Origin of the sequence: Pedobacter psychroterrae (assembly GCF_004331695.1) — a bacterium.
In the GTDB taxonomy this organism is placed as follows: Bacteria; Bacteroidota; Bacteroidia; order Sphingobacteriales; family Sphingobacteriaceae; genus Pedobacter; species Pedobacter psychroterrae.
Genome location: NZ_SJSL01000007.1, coordinates 24,525 through 49,682 on the forward strand (window position 1 = coordinate 24,525; position 25,158 = coordinate 49,682).

General features: G+C 41.2%; 19 protein-coding genes. 7 read left to right on the forward strand and 12 right to left on the reverse strand.

All coding sequences use genetic code 11. The features are described from left to right. From EZ437_RS18350 to EZ437_RS18390, 9 genes are all read right to left on the reverse strand, one after another. Complete coding sequence (locus EZ437_RS18350) at positions 1-1,167, reverse strand: TlpA disulfide reductase family protein (RefSeq protein ID WP_131597532.1); 1,167 nt, start codon at positions 1,165-1,167, stop codon at positions 1-3. Positions 1,168-1,194: 27 nt separating this feature from the next. After that, positions 1,195-2,307, reverse strand: a complete 1,113-nt coding sequence (locus EZ437_RS18355) for a TlpA disulfide reductase family protein (RefSeq protein ID WP_131597533.1) — start codon at positions 2,305-2,307, stop codon at positions 1,195-1,197. 24 nt (positions 2,308-2,331) lie between these two features. After that, positions 2,332-3,873 carry a PKD-like family lipoprotein gene (locus EZ437_RS18360; RefSeq protein ID WP_131597534.1) on the reverse strand — a complete coding sequence of 514 codons (1,542 nt, stop codon included), beginning with the start codon at positions 3,871-3,873 and terminating at the stop codon, positions 2,332-2,334. 23 nt (positions 3,874-3,896) lie between these two features. Continuing rightward, positions 3,897-4,586 (reverse strand): DUF4843 domain-containing protein, encoded by a 690-nt coding sequence (locus EZ437_RS18365; RefSeq protein ID WP_131597535.1) that lies wholly within the window; start codon positions 4,584-4,586, stop codon positions 3,897-3,899. Between the two features lie 10 nt (positions 4,587-4,596). Next, positions 4,597-6,081: a RagB/SusD family nutrient uptake outer membrane protein gene (locus EZ437_RS18370; protein WP_131597536.1), complete on the reverse strand. Its 1,485-nt coding sequence runs from the start codon at positions 6,079-6,081 to the stop codon at positions 4,597-4,599. A gap of 27 nt (positions 6,082-6,108) precedes the next feature. Next, on the reverse strand, positions 6,109-9,573 hold the full coding sequence (locus EZ437_RS18375; protein WP_131597537.1) for a SusC/RagA family TonB-linked outer membrane protein: 3,465 nt from the start codon (positions 9,571-9,573) through the stop codon (positions 6,109-6,111). Positions 9,574-9,750: 177 nt separating this feature from the next. Beyond that, positions 9,751-10,740 (reverse strand): FecR family protein, encoded by a 990-nt coding sequence (locus EZ437_RS18380; protein ID WP_131597538.1) that lies wholly within the window; start codon positions 10,738-10,740, stop codon positions 9,751-9,753. An 80-nt stretch (positions 10,741-10,820) separates the two neighbouring features. After that, a complete protein-coding gene (locus EZ437_RS18385; protein WP_131597539.1) occupies positions 10,821-11,429 on the reverse strand; it encodes an RNA polymerase sigma factor in 609 nt (202 codons plus the stop codon). Between the two features lie 199 nt (positions 11,430-11,628). Beyond that, on the reverse strand, positions 11,629-12,765 hold the full coding sequence (locus EZ437_RS18390) for a glycoside hydrolase family 130 protein (RefSeq protein WP_131597540.1): 1,137 nt from the start codon (positions 12,763-12,765) through the stop codon (positions 11,629-11,631). Between the two features lie 94 nt (positions 12,766-12,859). Between EZ437_RS18390 and EZ437_RS18395 the strand changes: the two genes are divergently transcribed. Continuing rightward, positions 12,860-13,558, forward strand: coding sequence for a 3-keto-disaccharide hydrolase (locus EZ437_RS18395; protein ID WP_131597541.1), 699 nt, complete (start codon positions 12,860-12,862; stop codon positions 13,556-13,558). A gap of 122 nt (positions 13,559-13,680) precedes the next feature. On the opposite strand, the gene EZ437_RS18400 is transcribed toward EZ437_RS18395, so the two are convergent. Both EZ437_RS18400 and EZ437_RS18405 read right to left on the reverse strand, forming a co-directional pair. Further along, positions 13,681-16,389 carry a PAS domain S-box protein gene (locus EZ437_RS18400; protein WP_131597542.1) on the reverse strand — a complete coding sequence of 903 codons (2,709 nt, stop codon included), beginning with the start codon at positions 16,387-16,389 and terminating at the stop codon, positions 13,681-13,683. 437 nt (positions 16,390-16,826) lie between these two features. Then, the gene (locus EZ437_RS18405; RefSeq protein WP_131597543.1) at positions 16,827-18,077 is read right to left on the reverse strand and encodes a GAF domain-containing sensor histidine kinase; all 1,251 of its coding nucleotides are present in this window, start codon (positions 18,075-18,077) and stop codon (positions 16,827-16,829) included. A 136-nt stretch (positions 18,078-18,213) separates the two neighbouring features. On the opposite strand from EZ437_RS18405, the gene EZ437_RS18410 reads away from it, so the two are divergent. From EZ437_RS18410 to EZ437_RS18430, 5 genes are read left to right on the forward strand one after another with little or no spacing between them, the layout of a single operon-like run. Beyond that, positions 18,214-18,759: an RNA polymerase sigma factor gene (locus tag EZ437_RS18410; protein WP_131597544.1), complete on the forward strand. Its 546-nt coding sequence runs from the start codon at positions 18,214-18,216 to the stop codon at positions 18,757-18,759. A 13-nt stretch (positions 18,760-18,772) separates the two neighbouring features. After that, on the forward strand, positions 18,773-19,885 hold the full coding sequence (locus EZ437_RS18415; protein ID WP_131597545.1) for an outer membrane beta-barrel protein: 1,113 nt from the start codon (positions 18,773-18,775) through the stop codon (positions 19,883-19,885). Continuing rightward, complete coding sequence (locus tag EZ437_RS18420; RefSeq protein WP_131597546.1) at positions 19,860-20,423, forward strand: YceI family protein; 564 nt, start codon at positions 19,860-19,862, stop codon at positions 20,421-20,423. The genes EZ437_RS18415 and EZ437_RS18420 overlap by 26 nt, the downstream gene beginning before the upstream one ends. Before the next feature lie 5 nt (positions 20,424-20,428). After that, entirely contained in the window at positions 20,429-21,361 is a 933-nt protein-coding gene (locus EZ437_RS18425; RefSeq protein ID WP_131597547.1) for a DUF5777 family beta-barrel protein, read from the forward strand. A gap of 17 nt (positions 21,362-21,378) precedes the next feature. Further along, on the forward strand, positions 21,379-21,840 hold the full coding sequence (locus tag EZ437_RS18430; protein ID WP_131597548.1) for a Rieske 2Fe-2S domain-containing protein: 462 nt from the start codon (positions 21,379-21,381) through the stop codon (positions 21,838-21,840). A gap of 17 nt (positions 21,841-21,857) precedes the next feature. On the opposite strand, the gene alaS is transcribed toward EZ437_RS18430, so the two are convergent. Further along, entirely contained in the window at positions 21,858-24,557 is a 2,700-nt protein-coding gene (gene alaS / locus EZ437_RS18435) for an alanine--tRNA ligase (RefSeq protein ID WP_131597549.1), read from the reverse strand. 200 nt (positions 24,558-24,757) lie between these two features. Here alaS and EZ437_RS18440 point away from each other — a divergent pair, with 200 nt between their 5' ends. Next, positions 24,758-25,093, forward strand: a complete 336-nt coding sequence (locus tag EZ437_RS18440) for a MerR family transcriptional regulator (RefSeq protein WP_131597550.1) — start codon at positions 24,758-24,760, stop codon at positions 25,091-25,093. Positions 25,094-25,158: the final 65 nt, after the last annotated feature.

Sequence of the window (25,158 nt, forward strand, 5' to 3'; positions counted from 1 at the left end):
TTACTTCATCAGTTCCTTTACCTGAGCCAGGGTCATGTTCTCTCCTACCACAACTCCTTTATCGTTTAGTAAGAACATCGCAGGAATGGCACGGATTTTCCAGGCGTTGGATGTTTTTCCATTGTCCAGGAAACTTGGCCAGGGCAGGTTTTCTTCAGTTTCGGCTTTTTGCCAATCTGCTTCTTTTTTGTCTATCGAAATGCTTACGATCTGCAATCCTTTGTCTTTAAGTTCCTCATAAGCTGTTTTCAGTCCAGGTATGGATTTCCTGCAGGGTACACACCAGGAAGCCCAGAAATCTACCAACACATATTTATGACCTTTTACCAGAGATGCCACATCTGCAGCAGCATTGTTGTTAGCTTTCATGTCAAACAATGGAGCTGCTTTACCTTTAAATCCTTCAGGGTTCAGCACCTCATTTAATATTTTACCATAATGACTTTCCTTGGCTGCTTTAGTAAACTGAGCATACTGCGGCTTCTGCTGGTCTGTGAAATAGCTGTATAAATCAAGCATGATCAGTGGCCCCCAAAAGGTATCTTTATTATCGCCGATCATCTTATTGAAAACCGTATCCACCTTTGCGAAAAACGCTTTGCTATCTGCTTCCAAAAGTTGCCACTCTGCAGACTTAGTGATGGCAGCAACTGCTGCTGTGTCTTTCTTTTGCATGGCTTCGCCTCTTCTGATCGACACTTCTTTATGTTTAATGTTATTGGCATTATGCAGTGAATCTAACATAGCCCGCGGGGCTTTTTTCTGTAAGTATAGCGCTTGCAGTTTGCTGCCTTTTACTTCCATGTTTTTAAATTCATAACCCTTACTGTCGCCTCTTTCAACGGCTGAAGCCTCTCCTTTCAAGGTTATTTTTCCTGGTTCCAGCATAAGCGTATATCCGCCAAATGCATCGGCTATCGTTACATAAAATAAACGCGGACCATCCAGTTGTCCGGTTAAGACAAATTTACCAGCTTTAACTGTAGCCTCTGCGATGGGATCTTCACTAGCGTGCGTAGCACCTGGAACTAATTTTAATTTTGTTCCTTCAGGCAGTCCTTTAATTTCGCCATTCAGTGTAAATGGCTTAGGAGCGGCAAATGTATTTAATACTGTTGCGCACACCAAAAGCAATAGCGCAAAAGTTGATTTGATTCTAGTATTCATATATTTCTCTTTAGAAACGTTTATTCATTATTTAAATACAGTTTCCAGCTTCTTTTCCAGTGCATCTCCCCGAAGATCTTTAGCAATGATCTTACCTTCTGCATCTACAAGAAAACTAGTAGGAATAGATTTAATTCCATATTCTGCAGCGAGGTCACTTTTCCATCCTTTTAGGTCAGATGCATGCAACCATGTAAGTTGATCGGCCTCTATGGCCTTCAACCAGTTAGCCTTTTTGTCATCCAGCGATATGCCGATTATTTCAAAGCCTTTATCATGATATTTAGTATAAGCTTTTACCAGGTTTGGATTTTCTTTTCTGCATGGCACACACCATGAAGCCCAGAAATCTACCAGAACCACTTTGCCTTTCAACGAAGCCAGACTCAGCGGTTTTCCGTTTTGATCCGGTAATGTAAAACTTGGACTAACACCAATTCCTGTTTTGGCAGCAATCCTCAATGCCTCGCCCAACTGTAGACCATATGTCGAGTTCTTAGCTGCAGGAGCTAAAGCAGCGTACGTACTTTTTGCCTTTTCAGGATTTGGGTAATTGATGAACCGGTCTATAATGATGAAAGGCACCATTGGCGAGGAAGGATATTTCTTTACAAAAACCTCTACGGAATCAACTAAGCGCTGGTTCAGCTTTTCAAATTCGGCATCTACGTAGCTCCGGTCCTTGTTGGCTGATTTAGAAACACTATCAGATATTTTATACAGTACGCCTGCCCTTGCAGTGATTGCACTCCAGGCCTTGCCCCACTCCTTCCATACCGGAAGATGTTTGGCCCCTTTGATTTCAGCTTCTTTCAGGTTATCGACATTGCCCGTGATGGTGATTTTCTCCCCTGCATCTACCGGAAAGCCTATGAATCTGTTCTTTCCGAAGCGCAGGCCATAAAACAAAGCGCCCGGAGTAGTTCCTTTATAAGTAAACTCGCCATTTTTTGCCTGGACGGAATCAGCGATTTCCTGGCCCTTATACTGAGTAGAGAGCAGGACCATTTGGTCGGCCAGTCCATCCAGTTTACCAGTGATGGTGAAAGGTTTTTGGGTTTGGGCAGTCACAGTGCCCGCTAAAATTAGCGGGCTGACTGCTGCAAGAAGTGCTGTTTTGATCAATGATTTTAAATTCATATTAATAAGTATAGGTGCTGAATTTTAATATTTATAAGCTACGTCTACAATTTTGGTGAAGCCTGTAAAAGTATGCGAAGCTGATCCAAGGTCTCCCACATTATTGATAGTGAAGAAATACAACTTACCTTCCGTACCATTCCAGGTGGCGACTACCAATCTTGCTCCGGTTCTGTCCGACGAATACTTCGCATATTTTATCGCGGTAATTTGTTCTGAAGCAGCGAAGCTGTAGGACTCCGTAGTAGTATTGGAACTGGTTTCGTATTTCTGAACCTTATTTGCCAAGCCGTAGTAGATGTGCGGGGTGGTGGTTGAACCCGCTGCCGCAGTATAATTCACGAATCCAGGTGCATTCATCTGTGTTTTACTCAGTGTAATGATCGGAGCCGAAGTAGTACTCTCTGTCTTGTACTTGTACAGATATGGCTGATTATTGTCAGATTTCATTACTGCATTGATGGTTTTGACCACATCCGCAGAATCCTGAAAGATCATGGTCATGCCTACGTTGTTCATGTCGAAGGCATCAACACTACTGGCGGCTGACGGAAATGCTTCGAGAGAACCTGCAACTGGTGTTGGGCTGTAACCTCTGATGTAAAAGAATCTCTTTGAGAGATTGTCATACACTACGGCCGGGTAGGTATTGCCTCCGCTGGCGAATGGTGCAAGTTCATAATTTTGTGTACCTGAGGGGGTCAATGCGATATCACCCCATTTTTTTACACCAGGGAATCCCCCAACAAGATTTGAATGCGCTTTGCCATTATTTATAGCAATGCCTAAAATTGCACTTCTGTTTGCGCTGTTTAATGTTCCACTTGTGAAGTTCATGACAGATGGTTTAATAACCGGAGGCGCACTGAAAAACAAAAATGAATAGTCAAACTTTTTGGTCATTGTCAGAAAATTATATTCCTGACTTCCATTATCTGCAAGGATATACATACGCTTGCCACTTGCTGATATATCTTCCGTAATACTAAATGGCACAATCTCAATTTTCTTAGGACCTGTCAGCACCGTAGTATTTCTATCCGTATAAATGCCATGCTCAACTGTATAGTCAGGGAAAACAAAGGAAAGATCGCCTTTTCCGGCTTTATCTTCCAGTACCACCCAACCTGTACCATATTTATTCGCGATCAATAATCTGTAGTTTAAAAAGGAACTTAGGCCCGTAGATTTTTCAGTTACGGTTAGCCGCAGCAAATAGTTTTGCCCAAGGGTAAATGATTCACCACTCACAGTATACTTTAATTCATACTCATTACCAATGCTGAACCTGGGTAAGGTATAATTGCTGGATGGAGAATTGTCATATACCGTCCAACTGAAGGTGAGGTCGTCCATGTTGTTTTTCATGGACTGTGACAAGGTCGGCTTCAGATTCAGAACATCACCCTGAAAAATATTGATTACAGTTCCGGTTTTAGGATCTGACAAACCAACTTTGTTCTGTTCTAAAAGTCCATCTGTACTTTCATCTTTATGGCAGCCAGACAGAACCAATAACCCTGACAGCAGCACTATACCTATTATATTTTTATATATTATCTTCATTTCAATATCTTTTAATGTATTCGTTAAGGAAAAACTACCCGTTCGTTATTTTCATCAAACAAATCGCCAAACTGCTGATTGTAAACCAACAGTGCATTTTTGGCACGCTGGGACATAAACCTTGAATCTGCGGGAAAAGGAAAGGAATTCCATTCCGTGCGACCCGTTGCCTCCAACAAGAACCTGAATTTAACTTGAGAATAAGACCCGAAATATGGCGCCCAGGCACTGTCCCAGATAGTGGGCTTGGATAAAATATCGCTAATGCTGAGCTTGTACCTCAATCTTCCCAGATATCCCAACTTGAAATCCTCATTTTCTTTGATATCCAAGATCACGGTTACCGTACTATCTTTTAATCCTACTTTACGATATACATAAATAGGCACTATAGCACTGTATTCATTTGCTTTTACCACAGCCGGGCCAACACTGTAATGATAACCAGGCTTTGCCGTTGCTCCAGCTCTTGGTTCGAGTTTTATCGTACGGTCCTGAGCTGCCGCAGTGCCTATAATCCGGTACTCTACGTTGATAGTATCCTTTACCACATTTACAGGTACGGTTGCAAAAGTAAAAACCGTACTGTCTACACGGTCGTAAACATATATAGATGGCTGTTCATTATACATTAGTTGTTTATCCTTAGCGCAAGAAGCCAATATTACCGGTAATGCGATCAGAAGTCCTATATTTTTGATTGATAATTTCATGTTTTTCTAATTAATTGACACCCGATGAACCAAACTCAAGCTCTCCATTTGGCAATGGAAGCACATATTTCTCACGCGTAAGCGGATTTGCAGAACCATTAGGTATGTTTATGATGTTCTTGCGCTTGTAATAATACCAGAGCTGGCCCTCTGCGTAAAACTCCTTTCTATATTCCGCCATAATCTCGGCATCGAACAGCGCCTGAGTGGCAGGAACAGCTATTTCCGGGATTAGTCGGCGTTTGCGCACTTCATTCAGGTAAACAGTACCCTCAGCAAGGCTGGGAGATGCTTCCGCTGCTATGTAATACATTTCTGGCAGGCGGATGGCAGGAATTAAGCGCTGCTTTACGTTGGTCGACTTATCGCTATAATATTTCTTAGTATACACGATACTGGCGTTAATCTCGTTCCAAATGCTTCTTGAAGCCCCTACCTTGCGGATATCGGTGCCATATCCTGGAAGGGTGGCCTGGAAAGTTGATTCCAAACTGCTTCTGGTAGTGTAGAAATCGGTTATGTCGATATTTACCACCGTTGAATTGGCTATTTTGAAAGATTCATCTGCCAGTTTCTTCAATTCAGATACATAGAATGAAAAAATATGCTCAGGAGTGAACGTAAGATCTGACTGATCACTTGTTTGATCAACCACCAAGGTAGCAGGATTGATAAAACTAAACTTACCGCCCTGTATCACTTCCAATGCGTACTTAAGTGCATTGGGTTTATCACCTTTATATTGATATAACCTGGCCAGTGTAGCTTTTACAGCCCAGTAGTTGAGGTGATTTTGCCTGAACATTAAAAATAGATCAGCGCTGGTACTTCCCTGATTGAAGGCGATCTGGTCTATGTTCTGATTGCTGGATAGCAGCTCTTCGGCCTTTTTTAGGTCAGTCTCACAAAGGTCCAGGTAATCCTTTAGCGGAATCCGGTTCTCCGGGGAAACCTTATATTCTCTCATATAAGCTAACGAATTTGTAGATGCATTTGCCCCTTCATTATATGTATCAGCGAATAGCCTTACCAGATCGAAATGAAGGAAAGCCCTCATTCCAAGCGCTTCGCCTTCCACGATCTTGAGTGTTGATTCATCCAATACCCCATTACCTACATTCTTCAATAAGTAGTTTGCCTGGGCGATGGCCGAATAAGTGTTGCTAAACATTGCATCAACTCGCTTTTGCGCAATCGAATCTCTATACTGGTAACGAACAATGGCATTATAAGGACCATTTGTAAGTCCCGAATATTGCTGTGCAAACATGTCCAGCGCACCAAAACTCATGTTCCTTCCGTAACCATCCACAGTCGCAGCTTTCTGGTAAACACCAAATAGTGCATCAGTAAAACCCTGACTATTGCTAAACTGTACTTCCTCTTTTATCTGTGTTTTCGGACTCACATCCAGCCATTTATTGCAGGATGCGAAAAAAGCGATCGCAGCGAACAACGTGGCGGTTAGTATATATTTTGATTTTATAGTTCTCATCTTATTACTTATTTATCTATGCCGAGATTAAAATGCTGTCTGTAATTGCAAAGTATAGGAATGACTGAATGGATAGTCTAATCCGCGTTCGCGTTTGATGGTTGAGGATCTGAAAATATCGCTGCCAAACAAGGTGATCTTAGTGTTTTGCAAACCAATTTTCTTGTTTAGCTTATCAGAGAAACGGTAGTAAACAGAGGCGCTCTCTCCTGCTATGAAACTATTTTTCTGAACAAACCTGGAGGAAGCAAAGGTTCTGGGCGTGTTCAAACGTGTGCCGGTATTATCTAAGATTCCCTTAAAGAAAGCAATGTCACCAGACTGGGTCCATCTTTCATTATACACCCTTCTGTCCACATTGTAATAGTTTACATTCACATTTTCTACTCTGTCAATAAGTGTCTGGTTATAAGCATCGCCCCCGATATTGAACCTGATGTACACATTGAAACCTATCCCTTTAATTTCCATATTGGTTCCAAAAGTTCCCTGCAAATCCGGTGTAGCATCACCTACAATTCGTTGGTCAGCCGGATTGTAAATGGTGGTTTTATCTCCATTTAAAGTTTCAAAGATTTCGTTACCAGAAGCAGGGTCAATACCCAAGGATTTTACTGCCCAGATGGCATTTTTAGACTGTCCCTCAGCGTATCGAGGCAAAGGTGTAGTTGAATTGACAGTATTTGACCTGTTGTTCAATGCCTCAATCGTACTGGAGATTTTCTCAATCTTGTTGGTTACGTGGAAAAGATTTGCAAAAACAGACCAGTTATTTCTGTTTGCCGGGTTGGCAATCAGGTTATACCGTCCGTATAATTCATATCCTTTATTCACTACATCACCCATATTGTCGTAGTATCCGCCAAATCCGGTTGATGGTGCGCTGCTGATAAAGGCAATACTTCCTTTCGTGCGCTCATTAAAATAATTGGCCGTCAAAGAGAAACGATCAAAGCTCACATCCAAACCGATATTGTTCTTCAAGGTTTTTTGCCAGGCTAGGGCAGCGTTTCCGAATCCTAAAAGGTACGAAGCAATGACGCCACGGTACTCACGATCGGTAAAATACTGACTGGTAGATACGCCTTTGAAACTTTCGAAGCTCTCTGAACCGGTAGTACCAACGGTATACCTAAGTCTAAATTCGCTAAGTGCGTCTACGTCTGCAAGGAAAGCTTCATTTTTAATGTTCCATCCGGCGCCTAATGACCAGAATGGTGCATATCTGCGATCAGAACCAAATAGCGAAGAACCATCTAAACGGTAGGTAGCATCAAATAGATACCTGTTGTCGAAGGAATAAGCCCCTCTAACCAGCGTACCAATAGACCTCACAATCCCTTCCGTTCCTGTAGGCTTACCACCTGCAGGGTACTGATTGCCTAAAATCAGTTGATCCAGATTTGGATTTGGAAATCCTTCTACTCTGATCTGCTGCGTATCGTAAGAGTTTTCTTTTACGTTCAAGGTAGCTGAAGCAGACAAGAAGTGCTTACCAAAGGTTTTGTTTGCTTCACCAGTAAGGAATCCCTCCAAGCGTTGGTTTTTACCAGTTCCTCTGGTGTAAGATCCTTTTTCAAAAGTAGGCTTCGCAGCAAACGAACTGTGCTGAGCAGGCAGGAAGATGTCTGACTGGTCATTCTGAATTGTATAAGCTATACGGCCGGTTAATCGCAGCCATTCTTTTGCCTGCCAACGGGTTTCAAAGTTGTTGGTAATCGCAGTGAATTTGTTCTCGTCTCTTATATTTAACGAAGCATTGTACAATGGATTTACCGGTCTGCCGGTATATCCGTTCAGGTTGTTGAAGTTATCAAAGTTGGTCAGTCTTCCCCCATTGATTGGGTCAGTAACGTCTTCCAGATATACTTTAAAGCTTCCGTCTGCATTGTATGGGCTCCAGTAAGGATTAAGTTGTGTATACTGAGTAAACGAACCATAAGGTGAATTATTTGCCTTATTGAACGTCAGCGTAAGATCATTTCTGAACTGGAAATTCTTCAACCTGTAGGAAAGAAATGAATTGGCCGTAGTGGTATTACGGTCAGAACTTTTCATTACGCCCGTCTTCTGGTCATAGGTCATGTTCAATCCATAAGATACCGCATCAGCACCACCCTCTACATATAGATTGTGTTTTTGTCCTATACCCGTCCGTACAGGTTTTGCAATCCAGTCAGTATTTACACCTTGTTGAACAGCTAATAGTCTGGATTGTCTGTAGTAATCCATCTGGTCTTGCCTGAAATTGAAGGAGTCGTAGAAGGTTCTGGAACGATCTTCCAACTCAAACTTTTCGCGGGCATCTAGTAAATCATATCCACTTAGATCAGGAGCTTCAACAGACATGTTTGCGTTGTAGGATACCCTCAACTGACCGTCAACCGGTCTGATCATTTCGATTACAATCACCCCATTGGCACCTCTGGATCCATAAATGGCAGTTGCACCCGCATCTTTTAAGATAGTAACGCTGGCAATTCGGTTCATATCCAGGTCATTGATCCTCTGTAAGGTTGTCTCGAAGCCATCCAAAATAAACAAGGGCGAATTGGGAGCCGGCTGGTAGTTGAAGGGATTGCTCACAGTAGCCTGGCTTATGTCCACCAAAGTATTACCACCCCTAAGGACTACATCAGGAAGTACGTTAGGATTTGAACCCATATTCAGGTTTTCAGGAAGCTGGAAGGAAGGATCAAGCGACTTTAGTGCCGACAGTACATTGTTATTAGAAACTTTGGATAATTCCTGGGCATTAAATGTTCTGGCTGCTCCGGTGAAAGTAGACTTATTCTGGCTAAAGATCCCCGTTACCACTACACCTTTCAGTGACTGGGCAGACTCTTGGAGTCTGATTTCAAGCACTGGTTTTGTAATGGTTATTTCCTGCGTTTCATAACCAATATAGCTGATTAACAAGACATCATCAATCGCTGCGTTGATCCTGAAGTTTCCACGATCATCGGTTAGCACCTTAGCTTGTCCGCCTTTCAGCGCCACCGTAGCCCCCGGAATTCTGTCTTTAGTCTTCGCGTCAAAAACAGTTCCTGTAATCATTTGAAATTTCTCTACAGGAACTAGATTAACTGCTTTCTCAGTAGCTCTGGTAATCAGGATCCGGTCGTCAATTTGCTTGAAAGTAAGCTGAGAGCCGGCCAATAAGGACTTTACAAGGTTCTGAACACTAGTTGTTCCAGAGTTGTAGGTAAGGTTATCTATGTTCTTTACATCAGAAGTCCTGTAAAGAAAACGAAATGGGGTACTACTTTCTATCTTCTTGATCGCACTGATCAGATCTTCGTTCTCCAGTTTTATGCTTACGTTAACATTTTCCATTCCCTGGCCCTTTGCCCCTGAAGAAGCTACTACCTGGAGTGAAACTGTGGCAACGAAGCAAATAAGTAGTGTGATACGCATACAGTATATTAAGAAGTTGGGGTATTTCCGGAAAATAGAATCTCCGTTTCTTGCTGCATCTGCAGAAAAATTCATATTTTAGTTTTTTAATGTGATTACTAAACTCTTTGCTTGGAATTACATGACAAGACCCCTCATTCTAAATGAGTTGTCTATTAGGTAAGGTAAATTAACCGGTACTCGTAATACTGATTAATGACCTTACCTTTTTTTATGTTGAGTTTTTCTGTATGTAGAATTTCTTCATGTGGTTTATTGGTTTAAAGGTTTAATGGATATAGTTTTATTTTTATTGTCAATAGTGTAGGTGGCACCGATAAAAGCGCAGATACTTTTAATAAATGATTCCGGAGATTCTTTAATACGCATAGAATACGTGAAGGTTGCTTTGTTTAATTCAGGATCATCCACTGATATCTGATATCCAAACTGATCTTCCAGCCTTGATTTAGCATCGGCAAGGGAAACATCATCAAACTCCAAATCGGATTTGTTCCATGACAATTCCTTTACTGCATCAACCATTTTTCTGCTGATTATAGAATCACCTGCATTAAACACAACTTGCATGTTCTTTTTTAAGTAGGTAACCCAGCCAGTCTTCGAGCCGATCACTTCTACCATTCCTCTTATTACATTAATCTTCACCTTGCCTGATCCAGGAACAGCGGTAACGTCAAAAGCCGTCCCCATAACTCTGGTTCTCACAGTTCCCGAATAAATAATAAACGGCTTCATGCGATTGTGTGCAATATCAAAAAAAGCTTTTCCCTCCAGTTCAACTTCTCTGGTGTATTTCTTGTTGAAAGCTTGTAAAAGTGTAAGCTTACTACCTTTTTCAAGGATCACAATACTTCCGTCGGGTAGTTTGACCATTTTGTTCTCAATCCCCGAAGCTTCAAATATTTCATCTTTGGGAGATTCAGTAGACTTATTACCGACTATTTGAGGCTTATCAACTTCAGCCGAAACATCATTTCTCAATTTATAAACAAACAGTATTGCCAGCAATACAGCAGCTGCCACAGAAGCCCACCTGACCAGGGGAACAATGCTTCGTTTTGGCCTCTTAATGCCATTCCATATTTCTTCCTTTGCATCCGATAGCTGCCCATCAGATGGGCGACTGTCTGTCTGCTTCAATTCATTCAGGTACCACCCCTCTACAATTGCCTTTTCTTCTTCTGTGCAATTACCGGCTGTATACCTTTCAAAAAGGTCTTTAGAAAAACTGTTCTTCATTTTGTTTCGTCAATAAAAGCATACTGCTTTTATATATGTCGGTCATGAAGCCCTTTGGTAGTAGAAGAAAATGGAATAAATTAAAAAAACTTCAAGAATACCTGTAAAACTATCGAAAACAGCACCAAAACAAAGAAATAATAGTTATTAAACTTTGGCTTCAACAACTTAATAGCATTACTGATCTGCTTTTTCACTGTTTTATCAGAAATATTAAGCGTCTCGGCGATTTCTTTATGAGAAAGCTCTTGCTTTCTACTCAATTCAAACACTTCTTTCATCTTCAAGGGTAGATTTTGAATCTCTTTTTCCATTTCTGCATTGATTTCCTTTTCAATCAGGGCCCGGTCTGTAGTATAATTGCCTGTAGAAATGTAATCATTCAAAGAATCCAGATAGTCCGTGCGAACTTTTTTTCGGCTGATAAAATCAAGCACTTTGTATCGGACAGCCGTATACAGATAATTTGAAACACTGCCTTTTATATCAATAGAAGCACCTTTGCTAAGCAAGGAAATAAACACTTCCTGTACCACATCCTTGGCTTCATCTTCATCCTTAACGATCTTACAGGCAGCTATATACAACAATTGCCAGTACTTTTCATAGATGCATTTAAACGCAGCCTGATCGCCTTCTTTTATTAAAGACAGTAGTTCATGATCACTGATGTCAAGATGTCTGTTCACTCAATAAATCCCCTTCTATCGGAAGTCCCTACCCCCTTTTGATAAAATATATTACAACATTAAATGCGAGTGTTAATATGAGATTCCTAATTTACGATTAAAGCAACAAAAAATCAAATTAACGTAACACCCTTTTCAATGCGACAAAGGTAATTAATACTACTAAAACAGTATACTTTATATTGTAATATTTTGGACATTAAATCTTACCCGGATCAAACACTGCTACGGCTACTCTTGAATCTGCACAGCCATAGTATAGAAACCATTTATTTTTATGGTATACAAGCCCTTCAATAAATACTGTACCCGCAGGATACTGCCCGCTTTTTTCAAAGGAGGCTTCCGGAATCAGGAATGGCTTATCTAATCGTGAAATGAATTTTGATGGGTCCTCTGCGCTAAACAGCATTTGTCCGGCGCAATATGAGTTGGCAGTATATTCTTTACTAGCATCAGCTCCTGATAGGTTTTTACCGTTGTACATCAGCACGATTCCCTTATCGGTAAGGATAGCCGGAGGGCCACACTCTGTAAGGTGACTATCAAAATAACCTTTACGTGGCGAAACCAGCTCAAGTAATCCCCCTTTTTCATTCAGCACCGGCGCCCAGTCCACCAGGTTGTCTGATGTGGCAGCATATACATGGTTTTCTCCCCAATATACCCAATATTTTCCTTTATGCTTAGTGATGACCAATTTGTTATTTTTAACTGTAGTAAGTATGGATGCCGATTTTGAAGCGATGTCATGGAATTTGCCATTATAGGCATCCTGAAATATTGGGCCATGCTTTTTCCAGGTTACCAGATCTTTTGATGTCGCCGCCCCTATCCTGGGAGTTTTCTTGTTCCACTGTGTGTATAGCATCAGGTAGGTACCATCTTCTGTCACCGCTACGCGGGGATCTTCACAGCCACCTGTCCACTCAAATTCTTTCTGATCATCCTCTCCGGGGAAAAGTACCGGTTTTCCAGTCCTTTTCATGCTGATCCCATCACTGCTTTCGGCAAGGCCAATCCTTGAGGTACGGTGGCCGATTCCCACACCCGATTTATCTTCAGCCCTGTAAAGCACATAGATCTTTCCATTTTTTACCGCAGCAGCGGGATTGAATGTATCATTGCTTTCCCAATCAATCTGCTTCTTTTGCATTGGATCATAAAAACTGCTTATTGAATCCGGAGAGATCACCGGGTTGGTCCCAGCAGGACGGATAAAAGGCCCCAATGCCCAATCCGGAAGTTTATCAATCGGTTTTGGCGTTTCTGCCTGGGCATATAGCTGCACCTGTACAAACAGGAATAGGGCAAATAGATTAAATATTCTTTTCATATTTTTTTGGTTCAGCCCTAAGCTAGTAAATTCTTATGATTTTCATGCCAGCAGTTCAAGAACTACTAAAAGTATGCTATATTAGTGCTACTTTATGAAACAAAACCTAACCAGATCATTCTTTGCAGCTGCGCTATTATTTACCGCAACTGCTACATATGCGCAAACTAAAAGTCTTTTTAATGGCAAAGACCTTACAGGATGGCACGTAGATGTTCCTGAAATGGACAAAAATCCAAATGCACGCAATCCCTTTATCATCAGAAATGGAATGTTTGTAAGTCTGGGCAGTCCGGGCGGACACCTGATCACTGATAAGATTTATAAGAATTATCGCATAGAAGTTCAGTACCGGTTTGCCGGAAAACCTGGTAATTGCGGGGTTTTGGTACATGCTTCAACCTCGAGGGCGCTATATGAAATGTTCCCGAAATCCATAGAAGTGCAAATGGAAAATACCATGGCGGGCGACTTCTGGTGCATTCAGGAAGACATCACTGTTCCGGATATGGAAAAACGCAGAGGGCCAAAAGAAAACTGGGGCGTCAATGGCAATAAATTGCGCAGGATCAGAAGGCTGGCACCAGATGTAGAAAAACCTGTGGGCGACTGGAATAAAATGGTGATTGAATGCCTGGGCAATGAAGTAAAAGTCTGGGTAAATGACATTTTTGTAAACCATGGTTATAATGCCACTGTTTCCAGCGGAAATATTGCTTTGCAGGCAGAAGGATCTGAAGTAGAGTTCAGAAAAGTAGACCTTACCCCAATCAAAAAACTAAGCAAAGATTAAAAAGGGCATATGCGTTTTCATAGAACCGCATATGAAACTAGCGTTGAAATACCTGATGGGTTAGTTACTTTAGATTTCGTGGTTTAAGCGGCGGTGGTCATAGGCCAATTGAAGCCAAACTATTAGTCAATAACATTTTTAGCTGCATCTTCCGCCATTTTCCTCAATACGCCATCCATAGCGTCCAACTCGGTCATAAAATATCGAAGTGTAGTGATGTCACCAGGATCTTGCTCGATAATTAAGGATAATCCCTTTAAATTGGCCAAAGGACCTCGCAAGATATGGGATTGCTTCCAGATCAAATCCGTTATAAATTCCAGTTGTTTTTTTGAGCGTTCATAAGCCAATCTTAGTCGTTGCTCGTCTCCCTTTCGTTGGGTAATATCGCGATAAATCACAATGTAAGCATTCACGCTATCATTCTCAATCAGGTTGGTAATTGTACCTTCAATCCAAATATAGTGACCTTCTTTATGAAGAATCTGGTAGTTGATATTTTGCGGAATACCAGGCACTAATGCTGCTTTCTGCAAATCATCCTTACACTTTTGCAAATCAGCAGGATGTATAAAATCCAAAACTGTTTTATCTCCTAATTCTTCCAAACTGAAACCAGCACTCCTGACAAATGAGGGGCTTTGGTAGGTGATCTCATACTGTTTATTAATCAGGATTATCGTGTCGCTGATATTCTCGATTAATGCCCGGTGTTTTTCTTCGCTCTTTTTTTGTTTTTCTTCGGCTATTCTCTGTTCCGTAATATCTGTTGCAATGATCATAACCCTGGATATCTCACCATGAAAAGCGATAGGTACAAATCTGGCCCGAACCAGACTCCCATTACCTAACCTAATTTCTGATTCCTGCGTAACGCCTGTTTCCAGGCATCTCATTATTGACCTTCTCGAAATTCCCTGACTCTCTTTAGGCAAAATCTCAATACAGTCCATTCCAATTATCTCTTCAAATGCCCGTCCGCCCGGCACTCCCCTATTCATCGATTCAATTTTGAGATCTCTATTTACAATTAAAATAGTATCTGGAGAATTTTCAAATTGTTGTTTAAAAAGTTCTGTGGCATTTTTCCGTTCGGTGATCACCTCTGTCAACATAATAATCCCTCCAATTTTACCGGATTCTTTGTACCATGGTCGGTTTTCCCAACGGATCCATTCTAATGTTCCATCAGGATTAATAAATGAATCTTCTTCATTTTTTTCGATCGCCCCCTGTAAACTACGTTTATGGCCATCTTTAAAATGCTGGGGAAGATCCGGAAAAATTTCATAGTGGTTTTTTCCAACTAAATTTTGGCCAAGAATATCGTTTTCAATCATCCATTTATTACTGGTCGCGATATACTTCATATTGGTGTCAAACATGGCCAATGAAGCAGGGCTATGTTCAATAAATATATCTAGTAACTGCTTATGTTCTGCCAACTCGTTTTCTATTCGTTTTTTTTCGGTAATGTTACGGAGCGAGCCGTCAAAATGTCCTGGCAACTCATCGGAGCAGGGAATAAGGCGGACATTTAAAACAACAAATATCGCATCTCCGGATTTTGATTTGAAACTTACCTGATAGTCTTTAAGTTCGCCGGTTTCTCCAAGGATTTCTAAGGCATATTCCCGGTCTTTAGGGTTAGCATATAGGTCGGCTGCGTATGAACCTATTAGTTCTTGCTGGGTATACCCAAGGTGCCGGGTAATCGAAGGGCTCAGTTCAATAATGACACCATCTAAATCGGTTTGAAAAAATGCGTCTTGTACATTTTCGAATATATTGCGGTATTTACGTTCACTCTCTCTTAACACCTGATCGGTACGCAGGCGATTGGAAATGTCTCTGGCAATCGCCAAATACCCTATTCCTTCAAATACCCTGGTATTTATTTCGACGTCTGCCGTGGTTCCATCTTTTTTTAGCCATTTTTTTTCTAATAGAAGTGTTTTATTTTTTTCCAGAAGTTCAAGTTGTAACGGGGTCCTTTGTAATTGTTCTGCTGTAAAAAGATCAGATAATCCCATAGTCAACAATTCTTCTTCAGTATATCCAAGTAACTGGCACATACATTCATTTACCTCAATAAAGGAACCGCTTTTATTTAACAGGAACACCGGGTCATTGGCATGCGCTATTAACGAATAATATTTGTCCTTGCTTTTTTTAAGGTTTTTTATCAAATCCCGTACAGTTTGTATTAGATAATAAGAAAAAGCAACAGCAAAAGTGAGTGAGCTTATAATTAAAAACAAGAACTTTAACTGTGCCCTTTGATAAGTCTGCTTGCTATCATTATAAACCTCACCGCCTATTTGCACTTGTAATGCTATCAGTTGGTTTATCTTATTAATGATCCTACCCATCGCAGGGTGTAGTTCACCGGTAATGAAGGTTTGGGTTGCAACGCTATCATCTTTTTTCAGGACAACTTTCAACTTTTGAAGAGTTGCTGTAGATCGCTGCATTAAAACAAACCATTGTTGAGCAAAATGTTTTTCTTGAGGCGTGAGATAAGTTTGCATATATCCCTTCCAATCTTCAGCGATTTTTTTTTCTGCTTCTCCAATGATTTTTAATCCCTCGATATAAGAAATATCACGGGACATAATCCGCTGAGCTGTGACTAAGATGCCATAAGAATAGCTATCTCGTGAACGAGTTAATTGTTGCAATGGGAATACCCGGTCCACATACAATGTTTGTGTATAATGATACATTTTCTTCATTTCTAAGCCACCATATACGCCAATCCCAATAATAGACGCGGACGTGACGACTAGGAGTAGGTATAGTTTTTTAGGTGCATTTAATCTGCTAAGCATAAGGCAATTGCTAAAGACCTATTCGGCTGTAAAGAAAGTGTTGTTTAAACCAAATGTATTATAAACTAAAGTACAAAAAAATTAACCGTTCTTGTTTGCTCTGCCTATTTTTTTTGCGATACAAAAGCAGAGACGGCCAAACCGTGTGCTTCTATAATTTGTTTGGTTTTTTTTGAAAATAAAACTACCTCGGTTTTGATTTTCTCCGACTTAGCATAAAAGGGATATAAAATTTGATATGGACCAGGTTATTGCGAGGAATATCTCTAGATGCTGGTTAGATTAAATGAGTTGTACTTAAACATGTCCCATGATTCTTTTGCCATTTCTATGACCTTTATTTGAGCAGCTATTTGAGTTTGGATTTATATAGCTTAGCAAAAAATAGCGTGAGACGTTAAAAAGAACGATAGTTTTGTATGTTATCTTTGGAAAGATCAACAAAGGTGGGCAACCGGTAGTTTGAACCAAAAGGTGCTTCCTTTGCCCAATTCACTTTCGGCGCCGATATGGCCGTCATGGCGTTTGATGATCTCAGAGCAGATGTAAAGTCCAAGGCCCAGTCCGGTATATTTTACTCCTGAATGGTCTGCACGCCAGTACCTATCGAAGAGGTGAGGCAGATGCTTATCAGGAATACCGGGACCAGTATCTTTAACGGATATTTTGACATAACTGCCCTCGCGGGAGATATTGAGGTAAATTTCTTTAGAATCTGGCGCGTATTTGACCGCATTGTTCACAAAATTTACAACTACCTGATCTATCCGGTGTTCATCTGCATGCATCTGTAGTTTGTCGTCACCTGTAATAACGAGTTCATGCTTTCCGTCTATCCTGACATGGTTGCAGCAAACATGCAGCATGTCATAAATAGTAAATGTTGTTTTTTCCAGCTGCAGCTGATTCTCACTGTAACGGTACATATTTAGCAGATCGTCTACCATGCCATTGATCTTTACCAGACTTCTGGCAGAGGAGTCTATTATCCTTGAAAATACGGGTGCAGCAGGACTGTGTTTTAACTTATCTATGAGCTGTAGATTGGCTTTGAGTGTGGTGATAGGCGTTTTTAATTCATGGCTAACCATTCCCAAGAAGTCGTCTTTTCGCTGTTCTGACTGCGCAAGTTCCTGATTGGCCTTCTCTAACTGGCGCACTTTTCGTCTGAGTTCTATTTTGTCTACCACCTGTTTGGCCAGCGTTTTTAATGCGTGGACCTGATCGTCAGATAAGGAATGTGTTTTCTGATCAATTACACAAAGTGTTCCCAGCGCAAAGCCATCTTCATTAATAAGAGACACGCCTGCGTAAAAAACAACTTTGGTGGGACCGGTAACCATTGGATTATCGACAAAACGTGCATCCTGCCTAGCATCGGGAACGATCATGATTTCCTCACTTGAAGCAATGGTATGGGTACAAAAGGACAACTCTCTTAGGTTTTCTCTAAAGTCGGTGCCGTGATGTGACTTGAACGTCTGCCGTGTTTCATCAATGAAAGTGATCAGCACAATGGGGATCTGGCAAATTGCCGAAGCCAGTGCGGTAAGTACATCAAAGTCCTTTTCTTCTTCAGTATCAAACATATGGTAAGAATGAAGTGCTGCCACACGTGCTGACTCATCACCTGCAAATGCAAGCTTCAATTCAACACCAGAAGTTTCACCAAAAGTATGATTGGTCATAAGCAAACAGTAGTACCTGTTAAAAATCCTAAGTTACGTTTTTATAAGTTCATGACATAAAATCTTTTTTGGACAGCTAAGGCAACCTTCCTGATAAAACATTCGTAATATAGTGTAGCAGATTTATTTTTTTTAAGTGGACGATTTAACTATTCAGGAACTAGTAAAGGGTTGTAAGAAAAAAGACCGGAAAAGCCAGAAAGGGCTTTACCAGTCTTTTTACAGCCATTCCATGAAAATGTGCATCCGTTATGCAAAGGATAAAGACGAGGCGGTAGAATTAGTGAATGATGGCTTTATGCGAGTGTTTATAAATATTGACAGATACGATCAGGCAAAACCATTTAAGCCCTGGCTGAATACCATCATGATCAATACCTCGATAGATCACTACAGAAAGCAAATAAAAAAGATAGCAATGGAAGAGCTAAATGCAAAACATGATGTGGAAGATAAAGAAAGTATTCTTTCGCGCATCCATTATGAGGACCTGATAAAATTGGTACAAAAGCTTTCTCTGGCATACAGAACGGTGTTCAACCTCTTTGCTATAGATGGATATACACATGAAGAAATAGCCTCAATGCTTTCTATTTCTATAGGAACGTCTAAATCAAACTTATTTAAGGCTAGGGAGCAACTGAAAAAAATGCTAAAGAACAACCATGCAATTGAAAATTAAAAGATAGGCCGTAATGGAATTAAATGATAAAGAGTTTGATGCTGCCTTCAGAAAAAAGGTATTCGATGCTGATCCCCAGTTTGAGGAAGCAGCATGGGGTAAGATGGAGCAGAAACTCAAAAGAAGGGATAGGCTGGTATTTTTTAGAAATTCTGCGGTGTTGTGCCTGATGCTGCTGGGTGCGGTGATAGGTTTTTATTCAATTGGTGATAAAAGAGTAAGGCCTGTAACTGAGGTAGTAGTTGGTGTTCGGTCTGGAAATGTACCTGAGGGCACTGCGCCTGCAGGTAGTTTGACTGAAAATATTGAGGTTAAAGTTGATGCCGAATTGAAAATGAAGAAGGCAGATGAATTAACGCACTCAGCTTATAGAAAAGATACTATTGAAAATGATGCCGCCGCCATGGCACAAAGTCCTGTTAATACACAGGAAAGTGCTACGGTACCGGAAAGCGCTTCGGCTGCTGTGTTGGCTGACAAACCTGAAATTCCTGCTGATGCAAAACAGCAAAACAGAACCAAACGAGCATTGCCTATGAGCCTTTCGATCAGTGCGGGCCCAGAATTTAATTCGGCAAGTTCATTAATTGGGGGGAATCCCGGATTTAGCGCAGGCGTGGCGTTTGGAGTCGGCGTAACCAAAAACCTAAGCCTGCAGACGGGGGTTCATTACAGCATTAAGGATTATCATACAAACAATTACGCCTATAAATTCAGCAATGAACGGGTGCAGGGCCTGATATCTGGCGTAGAGGCTAGCTGTTTGGTGCTGGAGATCCCCCTGCTCGTTTCGTACAGGATTTCAGAAAATTATAAAAGGAGTATTGATCTGAATGCAGGTATTTCAAGCTATTTCATGCTCAGGGAAGATTATACTTTTAAATATACTCCCCAGTCGGGCATTGAAGACAGATTTGTAGAACGGCGAAATGAGAACCAGCATTACTTAAGTGTAGTCGACCTCTCCGCAACGTACTTTATTAAACTTAAAAAGGAGCAATTGCACCTGGGTTTTGAGCCTTTTGTAAAAATACCGCTCAGCGGAGTTGGAGAAGGAAAGGTAAACCTAAAATCAAGTGGAATTTCATTAAGACTACGCTATGATATCGACAAAAAAAATAATTAGCCTGGTGCTGATAGTCCTGTTTGTGATGCTGTATTTATGCGGGTCGGCACAAACATATGTGAGTAAAAACATCAGGGCAAGCATCTATTCGTCCACTCCACTGGAAGATATCAAGGCTGCGAGCGACAAAGCTTCGGCTGTGCTGATAACTAGTACAAGGGAAGTAGCGGTGCAGGTGCCGGTCAAGTCGCTGGAGTTTGACAGAAAGCTGATGCAGGAACACTTTAATGAGAACTATATGGAAAGTGATAAATACCCTTTTGCTAAATTTAAAGGGATCATTGCTGAACAATTAGATTTCAGTAAGGATGGAGAGTATGATGTGACGGTAAATGGTGTGCTGTCTGTACATGGGGTAGACCAGAAGCGCTCTATTCCTGGAAAGATCAGTATCAAAAACGGAACTGTACAGATCAGCACCGCATTTAAAGTGGCCTGTGCCAATCATAAAATTAAAATCCCAACCGTGGTGTTCACCAAAATAGCTGAACAGATCAGTGTAAAGGCAGAAGGTAAATTGAATCTTTTAAAACAATGATATACATGAAAACCAGACTACTCTTTTTATTTTTACTACTTACCGTTACCGCAAGCGCCCAGGAGGCCGATTCTTTGTTGAAGTCGCTCTCTGCAGATAGCCTGCCCCCTACTGTAGATGCAGTATTTAAATCTACCAGGGTGGTTTTATCACATTCTAGCGAGACGCAGAAAAAGCACGATCTGGACATGCGGATCAGGCACCATTTTGGGGATATAGGTGGAAGATTTGGAAGTGCCCATACGTTTTATGGCCTTGATTTGGCTTCGGATCTCTTTATCGGTTTTGATTATGGGATCAGTGACGACCTCACGGTGGCCATAGGCAGGAGCAAAACTGATGAGCTCTTTAATTTCTCAGGAAAATACAAACTGCTGAAACAGAAAAACAATGGTGCTATGCCAGCTAACCTTACTTTATTTGCACAGATGGGCTGGATAGCAAGGGAACCTTTTAATGCAAGTGAGTTTGTGGATTATACAGACAGGTTCTCTTACTTCCTTCAGGCCATTATCTCAAGGAAGTTTTCGCAGCGGTTATCACTGGAAGTCATGCCTGGCTTCTTGCTTAGAAAAAATGTGAGTGATGCCAATGAACCTGAAAACCTGTTTACCCTCGGCTTTGCAGGCAGGATGAAACTGACCAAAAGGCTTTCATTTGTAGCAGACTATACGCTGGTCAATGGCCTTTCCAGGCCAAAGGATCTGGCCACTACCTATTATAATCCTTTGGGTGTAGGCCTCGAGATAGAAACAGGTGGACACATCTTCTCACTCAACTTTATGAACGCTGAGTACATCATTGAAAATAACTTTATTCCAAATACCAGAAAATCATGGAACGATGGTGGTGTCCGTTTTGGCTTTACCATTTCAAGAAACTTCACCTTGTTTAAATCAAAAAATAAAGACTCCGATAAGCAATCAAAAATTTACTAATCTAAAAATTTAAAACTATGGAACGTGACGAATTCATCAAATCATTAGGATTTGGTATGGCACTGATGTGTGCTGGCTCATGCCTTTCAGCATGTGGAGGAAAGGGCAATGACCCTAAACCTGACGACAAGCCTGATCCAAATCCAGGCGGCGGTGGTAATACGGCATCTGTAAATCTATCCAGTCAACTGATGGCTGTTGGTGACCAGGTGATTACAGGTGGCGTGCTGTTTTTCAGAATTGCTGCCGGAAATGCTGCCTCGTCATTTGTGGCGACTGAATCTGTTTGTCCGCACCAGGGTGGTGGCCTGGTATGGAAACAAGCGATCAGTAAAGTTCAGTGCCAGTTGCACTTTGCTGAATATGCTGCCAGCGGATCGGTAACCCAGCAGCCACAGGGTACTTCCGGCTCAACAAGAACATTAAAAATTTATAGCACTGCTGTAAGCGGAACCACGCTGACAGCGACAATTGTTTAAATAGAAAAACAGGGGCGTTAATGTATTAACGCTTCTGCTTTTTCTAAAACTATTTTTAATCCTTCCTTATTTTTACCTCCGGCTGTGGCATAGAAAGGCTGGCCTCCCCCGCCTCCCTGGATATCCCTGGCCAGTTCGCGTACAATATTGGAGGCATTTAGCCCTTTTTCTTTCACCAGGCTATCTGACAACATAACCGTTATCCCCGGTTTATCATCAATTAGCGTAGTAAAAACAAGGAACAGATCATCTACCAGGTCCTTCACAGCAAAAGCAAGACTTTTAACTGCATCTGCATTTGGTAAATCGACATAGGTAGCGATCAGGTTAATGCCATTGATGGTTTTAAGGTGGTGAACTATTTCATGTTTAAGATTGGCAGATTGCTCTGATACGGCCTTCTCTGCATCTTTTTTAAGCCTGTTGTTTTCTTCAATTAAAGCTGACAGGGCAGATTTAAGGTCTTTATTGCCTTTTAGCAACTCTCTAAGCTCATTTAGCTCCCTGTTTTGATCCAATACAAATGCTTCTGCTTTATCCGCCGTAATGGCCTCTATACGCCTTACTCCTGCGGCGACAGCGCTTTCTGAAACGATTTTGAAATAACCTATTTGCCCTGTGGCCTGTACATGAGTACCTCCACAGAGTTCTTTGGAGTAATGGTCATCGAAGGTGATTATTCGTACCAGATCACCATACTTCTCTCCGAAAAGCGCCGTTACACCACTGGAAATAGCCTGATCGTAAGGCACATAACGCTGTTCCTTTAAAGGTATATTTTCCCTCACCTTTTGATTTACCAGGTGTTCTATTTTAGCAAGGTCTTCATCGCTGATTTTAGCGAAATGAGAAAAGTCGAAGCGCAGGTAATCAGGATTTACAAGAGATCCTTTTTGGTTAACATGCGCACCGAGCACCTTTTTTAAGGCAGCGTGCAACAAGTGGGTAGCTGTATGGTTGTCCTGAGAAAGCAAGCGTTTATCTTCGTCTATCACGGCCCAGAATGATCCTTCTACATCCTCAGGCAGGGTATCGGTATAATGCACGATTACTCCGTTTTCCTTTTTTGTATCGGTGATCTCCACAAAGAAAAGGCGGCTATGGTCTTCTAAGCGACCTGTATCTCCTACCTGACCACCGCTTTCTGCATAAAACGGTGTTTTACTAAGCACGATCTGGTATTGATCCCTGCCTTTGGCAGTCACTTTTCTATATTTTATGATCTCTGTTTCCGCCTCAAAATCATCATAACCAACAAATTCTACTTCCAGATCAGGATTTACAAGGATCCAGTCGCCCGTGTCAATAGCGGTGGCGGCACGTGACCTATCCTTTTGTTCAAGCAGTGCCTTTTTGTACTCATCCATATCCACCTGCCAGCGTTTTTCTCTCGCCATTAATTCGGTAAGGTCAATAGGAAATCCGTAGGTGTCCTGCAATTCAAAGGCAAACTTACCGGAGATGACCATCTGGTCTTTCAAAATGCTGTAAACCCATTGGTCTTCAAAAGATTTTTCAGGCTCAATAGCGTTTTCAGACAACAGGAAATCTGCCTGCTTTTTAGTGTAGTTATCAAAGCGTTGGATACCTGTAGCTAAAGTTCTTAAGAAGCTCACTTCTTCTTCCAGTACTACCTTCTGCACAAATTCTTGCTGAAGTACAAGTTCTTCAAAAACACCCTCAAACTGTTTGGCCAATACGGGCACCAATTGGTTTAGAAAAGGTTCTTTAAGGTTTAAGAACGTGTATGCATAGCGAACAGCACGGCGCAGGATCCTGCGGATTACATAACCTGCTTTGTTATTGGATGGCAACTGCCCATCGGCAATTACGAATGAAATGGCCCTGATGTGATCGGCCATAACACGCATAGCGATGTCTGTTTTTTCATCTGCTCCGTAAGTGATACCTGCATGTACAGCAATGAACTGGATAAGCGGCTGAAATACGTCTGTATCATAATTGGAAGTCTTTTCCTGCAGTACGCGAACCAGACGCTCGAAGCCCATTCCTGTATCTACATGCTGTGCAGGTAAGGACTGTAATGACCCGTCTTTTAGGCGGTTAAACTGCATAAATACATTGTTCCAGATCTCTATCACCTGAGGATGATCTGCATTGACCAGCGACTTGCCTTCTACTGCTGCACGTTCGTGATCAGGCCGGCAATCAACGTGGATTTCAGAGCATGGTCCGCATGGGCCCGTATCTCCCATCTCCCAGAAGTTGTCCTTCTTATTACCGAGGATGATCCGCGCTTCAGGAACGTATTGTTTCCAGATTTCATAGGCTTCATTATCTCTTGGCAAACCTTCTTTTTCATCTCCTTCAAAAATGGAAACGTATAATTTGTCTTTAGGAATTTTATATACTTCTGTTAGCAGTTCCCAACTCCAGGCAATGGCTTCCTTTTTAAAATAATCGCCGAAACTCCAGTTGCCAAGCATTTCAAACATGGTATGGTGATAGGTATCAATGCCTACTTCTTCTAAGTCATTGTGCTTCCCAGACACGCGGAGACAACGCTGGGTATCAGTTACCCTTGGATATTTGATTGGTGCTTCTCCAAGAAACAGGTCCTTGAACTGGTTCATTCCCGCATTGGTAAACATTAGTGTAGGATCGTTCTTTACTACAATAGGTGCAGATGAAACAATATGATGATCTTTTGATTTGAAAAAGTTTAAATACGCCTGTCTAATTTCCTTAGCTGTCATCTGTAATCTTGATTAGGTTAGCAAAATTAGCATATTATTGAGTTATTTTGCTAAGGTAGCATCCATTAAATGGCAATAATATAGAAGCGCGCGCATAGCTAATTTATATTTTTTTCTTCTGCATTGAATACTTGCATAACTTTTGCTAAGTTTGGATACTTCAATTGAAAGCTGTAAACTACTAATAATCAATACACATTATGCCTTACAAAGAACGGGAAATTAATAAAATGTACTACACCATGGGTGAAGTGACCGAAATGTTTGGCGTAAATGCTTCGCAAATCCGTTTTTACGAAAAGGAGTTTGATGTGTTGCAGCCTAAGAAAAATAAAAAGGGAAACCGCCTCTTCACTCCTGAAGATATCGACAATTTAAAGATCATCTTTCATTTGGTAGATGATAAGGGTTTTACCTTAAAGGGTGCCAAAGAGCATTTAAAAAATAATAGCGGAGAAGTAAAAGAAAACCAGAAGATCATTGCCTCGCTGGAAAAACTAAAAGACTTTTTACTAAAGCTGAACGAAGAAATCTAACCGATCTGTATAAATTTTATTATTCTCATTATCAATCGATTTTAACTTAACCGGATAATAGTTTT

Coding starts and splice junctions, on each gene's coding strand:
- EZ437_RS18350 (WP_131597532.1), bottom strand. CDS start 1,167: ATGAATACTAGAATCAAATCAACTTTTGCGCTATTGCTTTTGGTGTGC.
- EZ437_RS18355 (WP_131597533.1), bottom strand. CDS start 2,307: ATGAATTTAAAATCATTGATCAAAACAGCACTTCTTGCAGCAGTCAGC.
- EZ437_RS18360 (WP_131597534.1), bottom strand. CDS start 3,873: ATGAAGATAATATATAAAAATATAATAGGTATAGTGCTGCTGTCAGGG.
- EZ437_RS18365 (WP_131597535.1), bottom strand. CDS start 4,586: ATGAAATTATCAATCAAAAATATAGGACTTCTGATCGCATTACCGGTA.
- EZ437_RS18370 (WP_131597536.1), bottom strand. CDS start 6,081: ATGAGAACTATAAAATCAAAATATATACTAACCGCCACGTTGTTCGCT.
- EZ437_RS18375 (WP_131597537.1), bottom strand. CDS start 9,573: ATGAATTTTTCTGCAGATGCAGCAAGAAACGGAGATTCTATTTTCCGG.
- EZ437_RS18380 (WP_131597538.1), bottom strand. CDS start 10,740: ATGAAGAACAGTTTTTCTAAAGACCTTTTTGAAAGGTATACAGCCGGT.
- EZ437_RS18390 (WP_131597540.1), bottom strand. CDS start 12,765: ATGAAAAGAATATTTAATCTATTTGCCCTATTCCTGTTTGTACAGGTG.
- EZ437_RS18395 (WP_131597541.1), top strand. CDS start 12,860: ATGAAACAAAACCTAACCAGATCATTCTTTGCAGCTGCGCTATTATTT.
- EZ437_RS18400 (WP_131597542.1), bottom strand. CDS start 16,389: ATGCTTAGCAGATTAAATGCACCTAAAAAACTATACCTACTCCTAGTC.
- EZ437_RS18405 (WP_131597543.1), bottom strand. CDS start 18,077: ATGACCAATCATACTTTTGGTGAAACTTCTGGTGTTGAATTGAAGCTT.
- EZ437_RS18415 (WP_131597545.1), top strand. CDS start 18,773: ATGGAATTAAATGATAAAGAGTTTGATGCTGCCTTCAGAAAAAAGGTA.
- EZ437_RS18420 (WP_131597546.1), top strand. CDS start 19,860: ATGATATCGACAAAAAAAATAATTAGCCTGGTGCTGATAGTCCTGTTT.
- EZ437_RS18425 (WP_131597547.1), top strand. CDS start 20,429: ATGAAAACCAGACTACTCTTTTTATTTTTACTACTTACCGTTACCGCA.
- EZ437_RS18430 (WP_131597548.1), top strand. CDS start 21,379: ATGGAACGTGACGAATTCATCAAATCATTAGGATTTGGTATGGCACTG.
- alaS (WP_131597549.1), bottom strand. CDS start 24,557: ATGACAGCTAAGGAAATTAGACAGGCGTATTTAAACTTTTTCAAATCA.
- EZ437_RS18440 (WP_131597550.1), top strand. CDS start 24,758: ATGCCTTACAAAGAACGGGAAATTAATAAAATGTACTACACCATGGGT.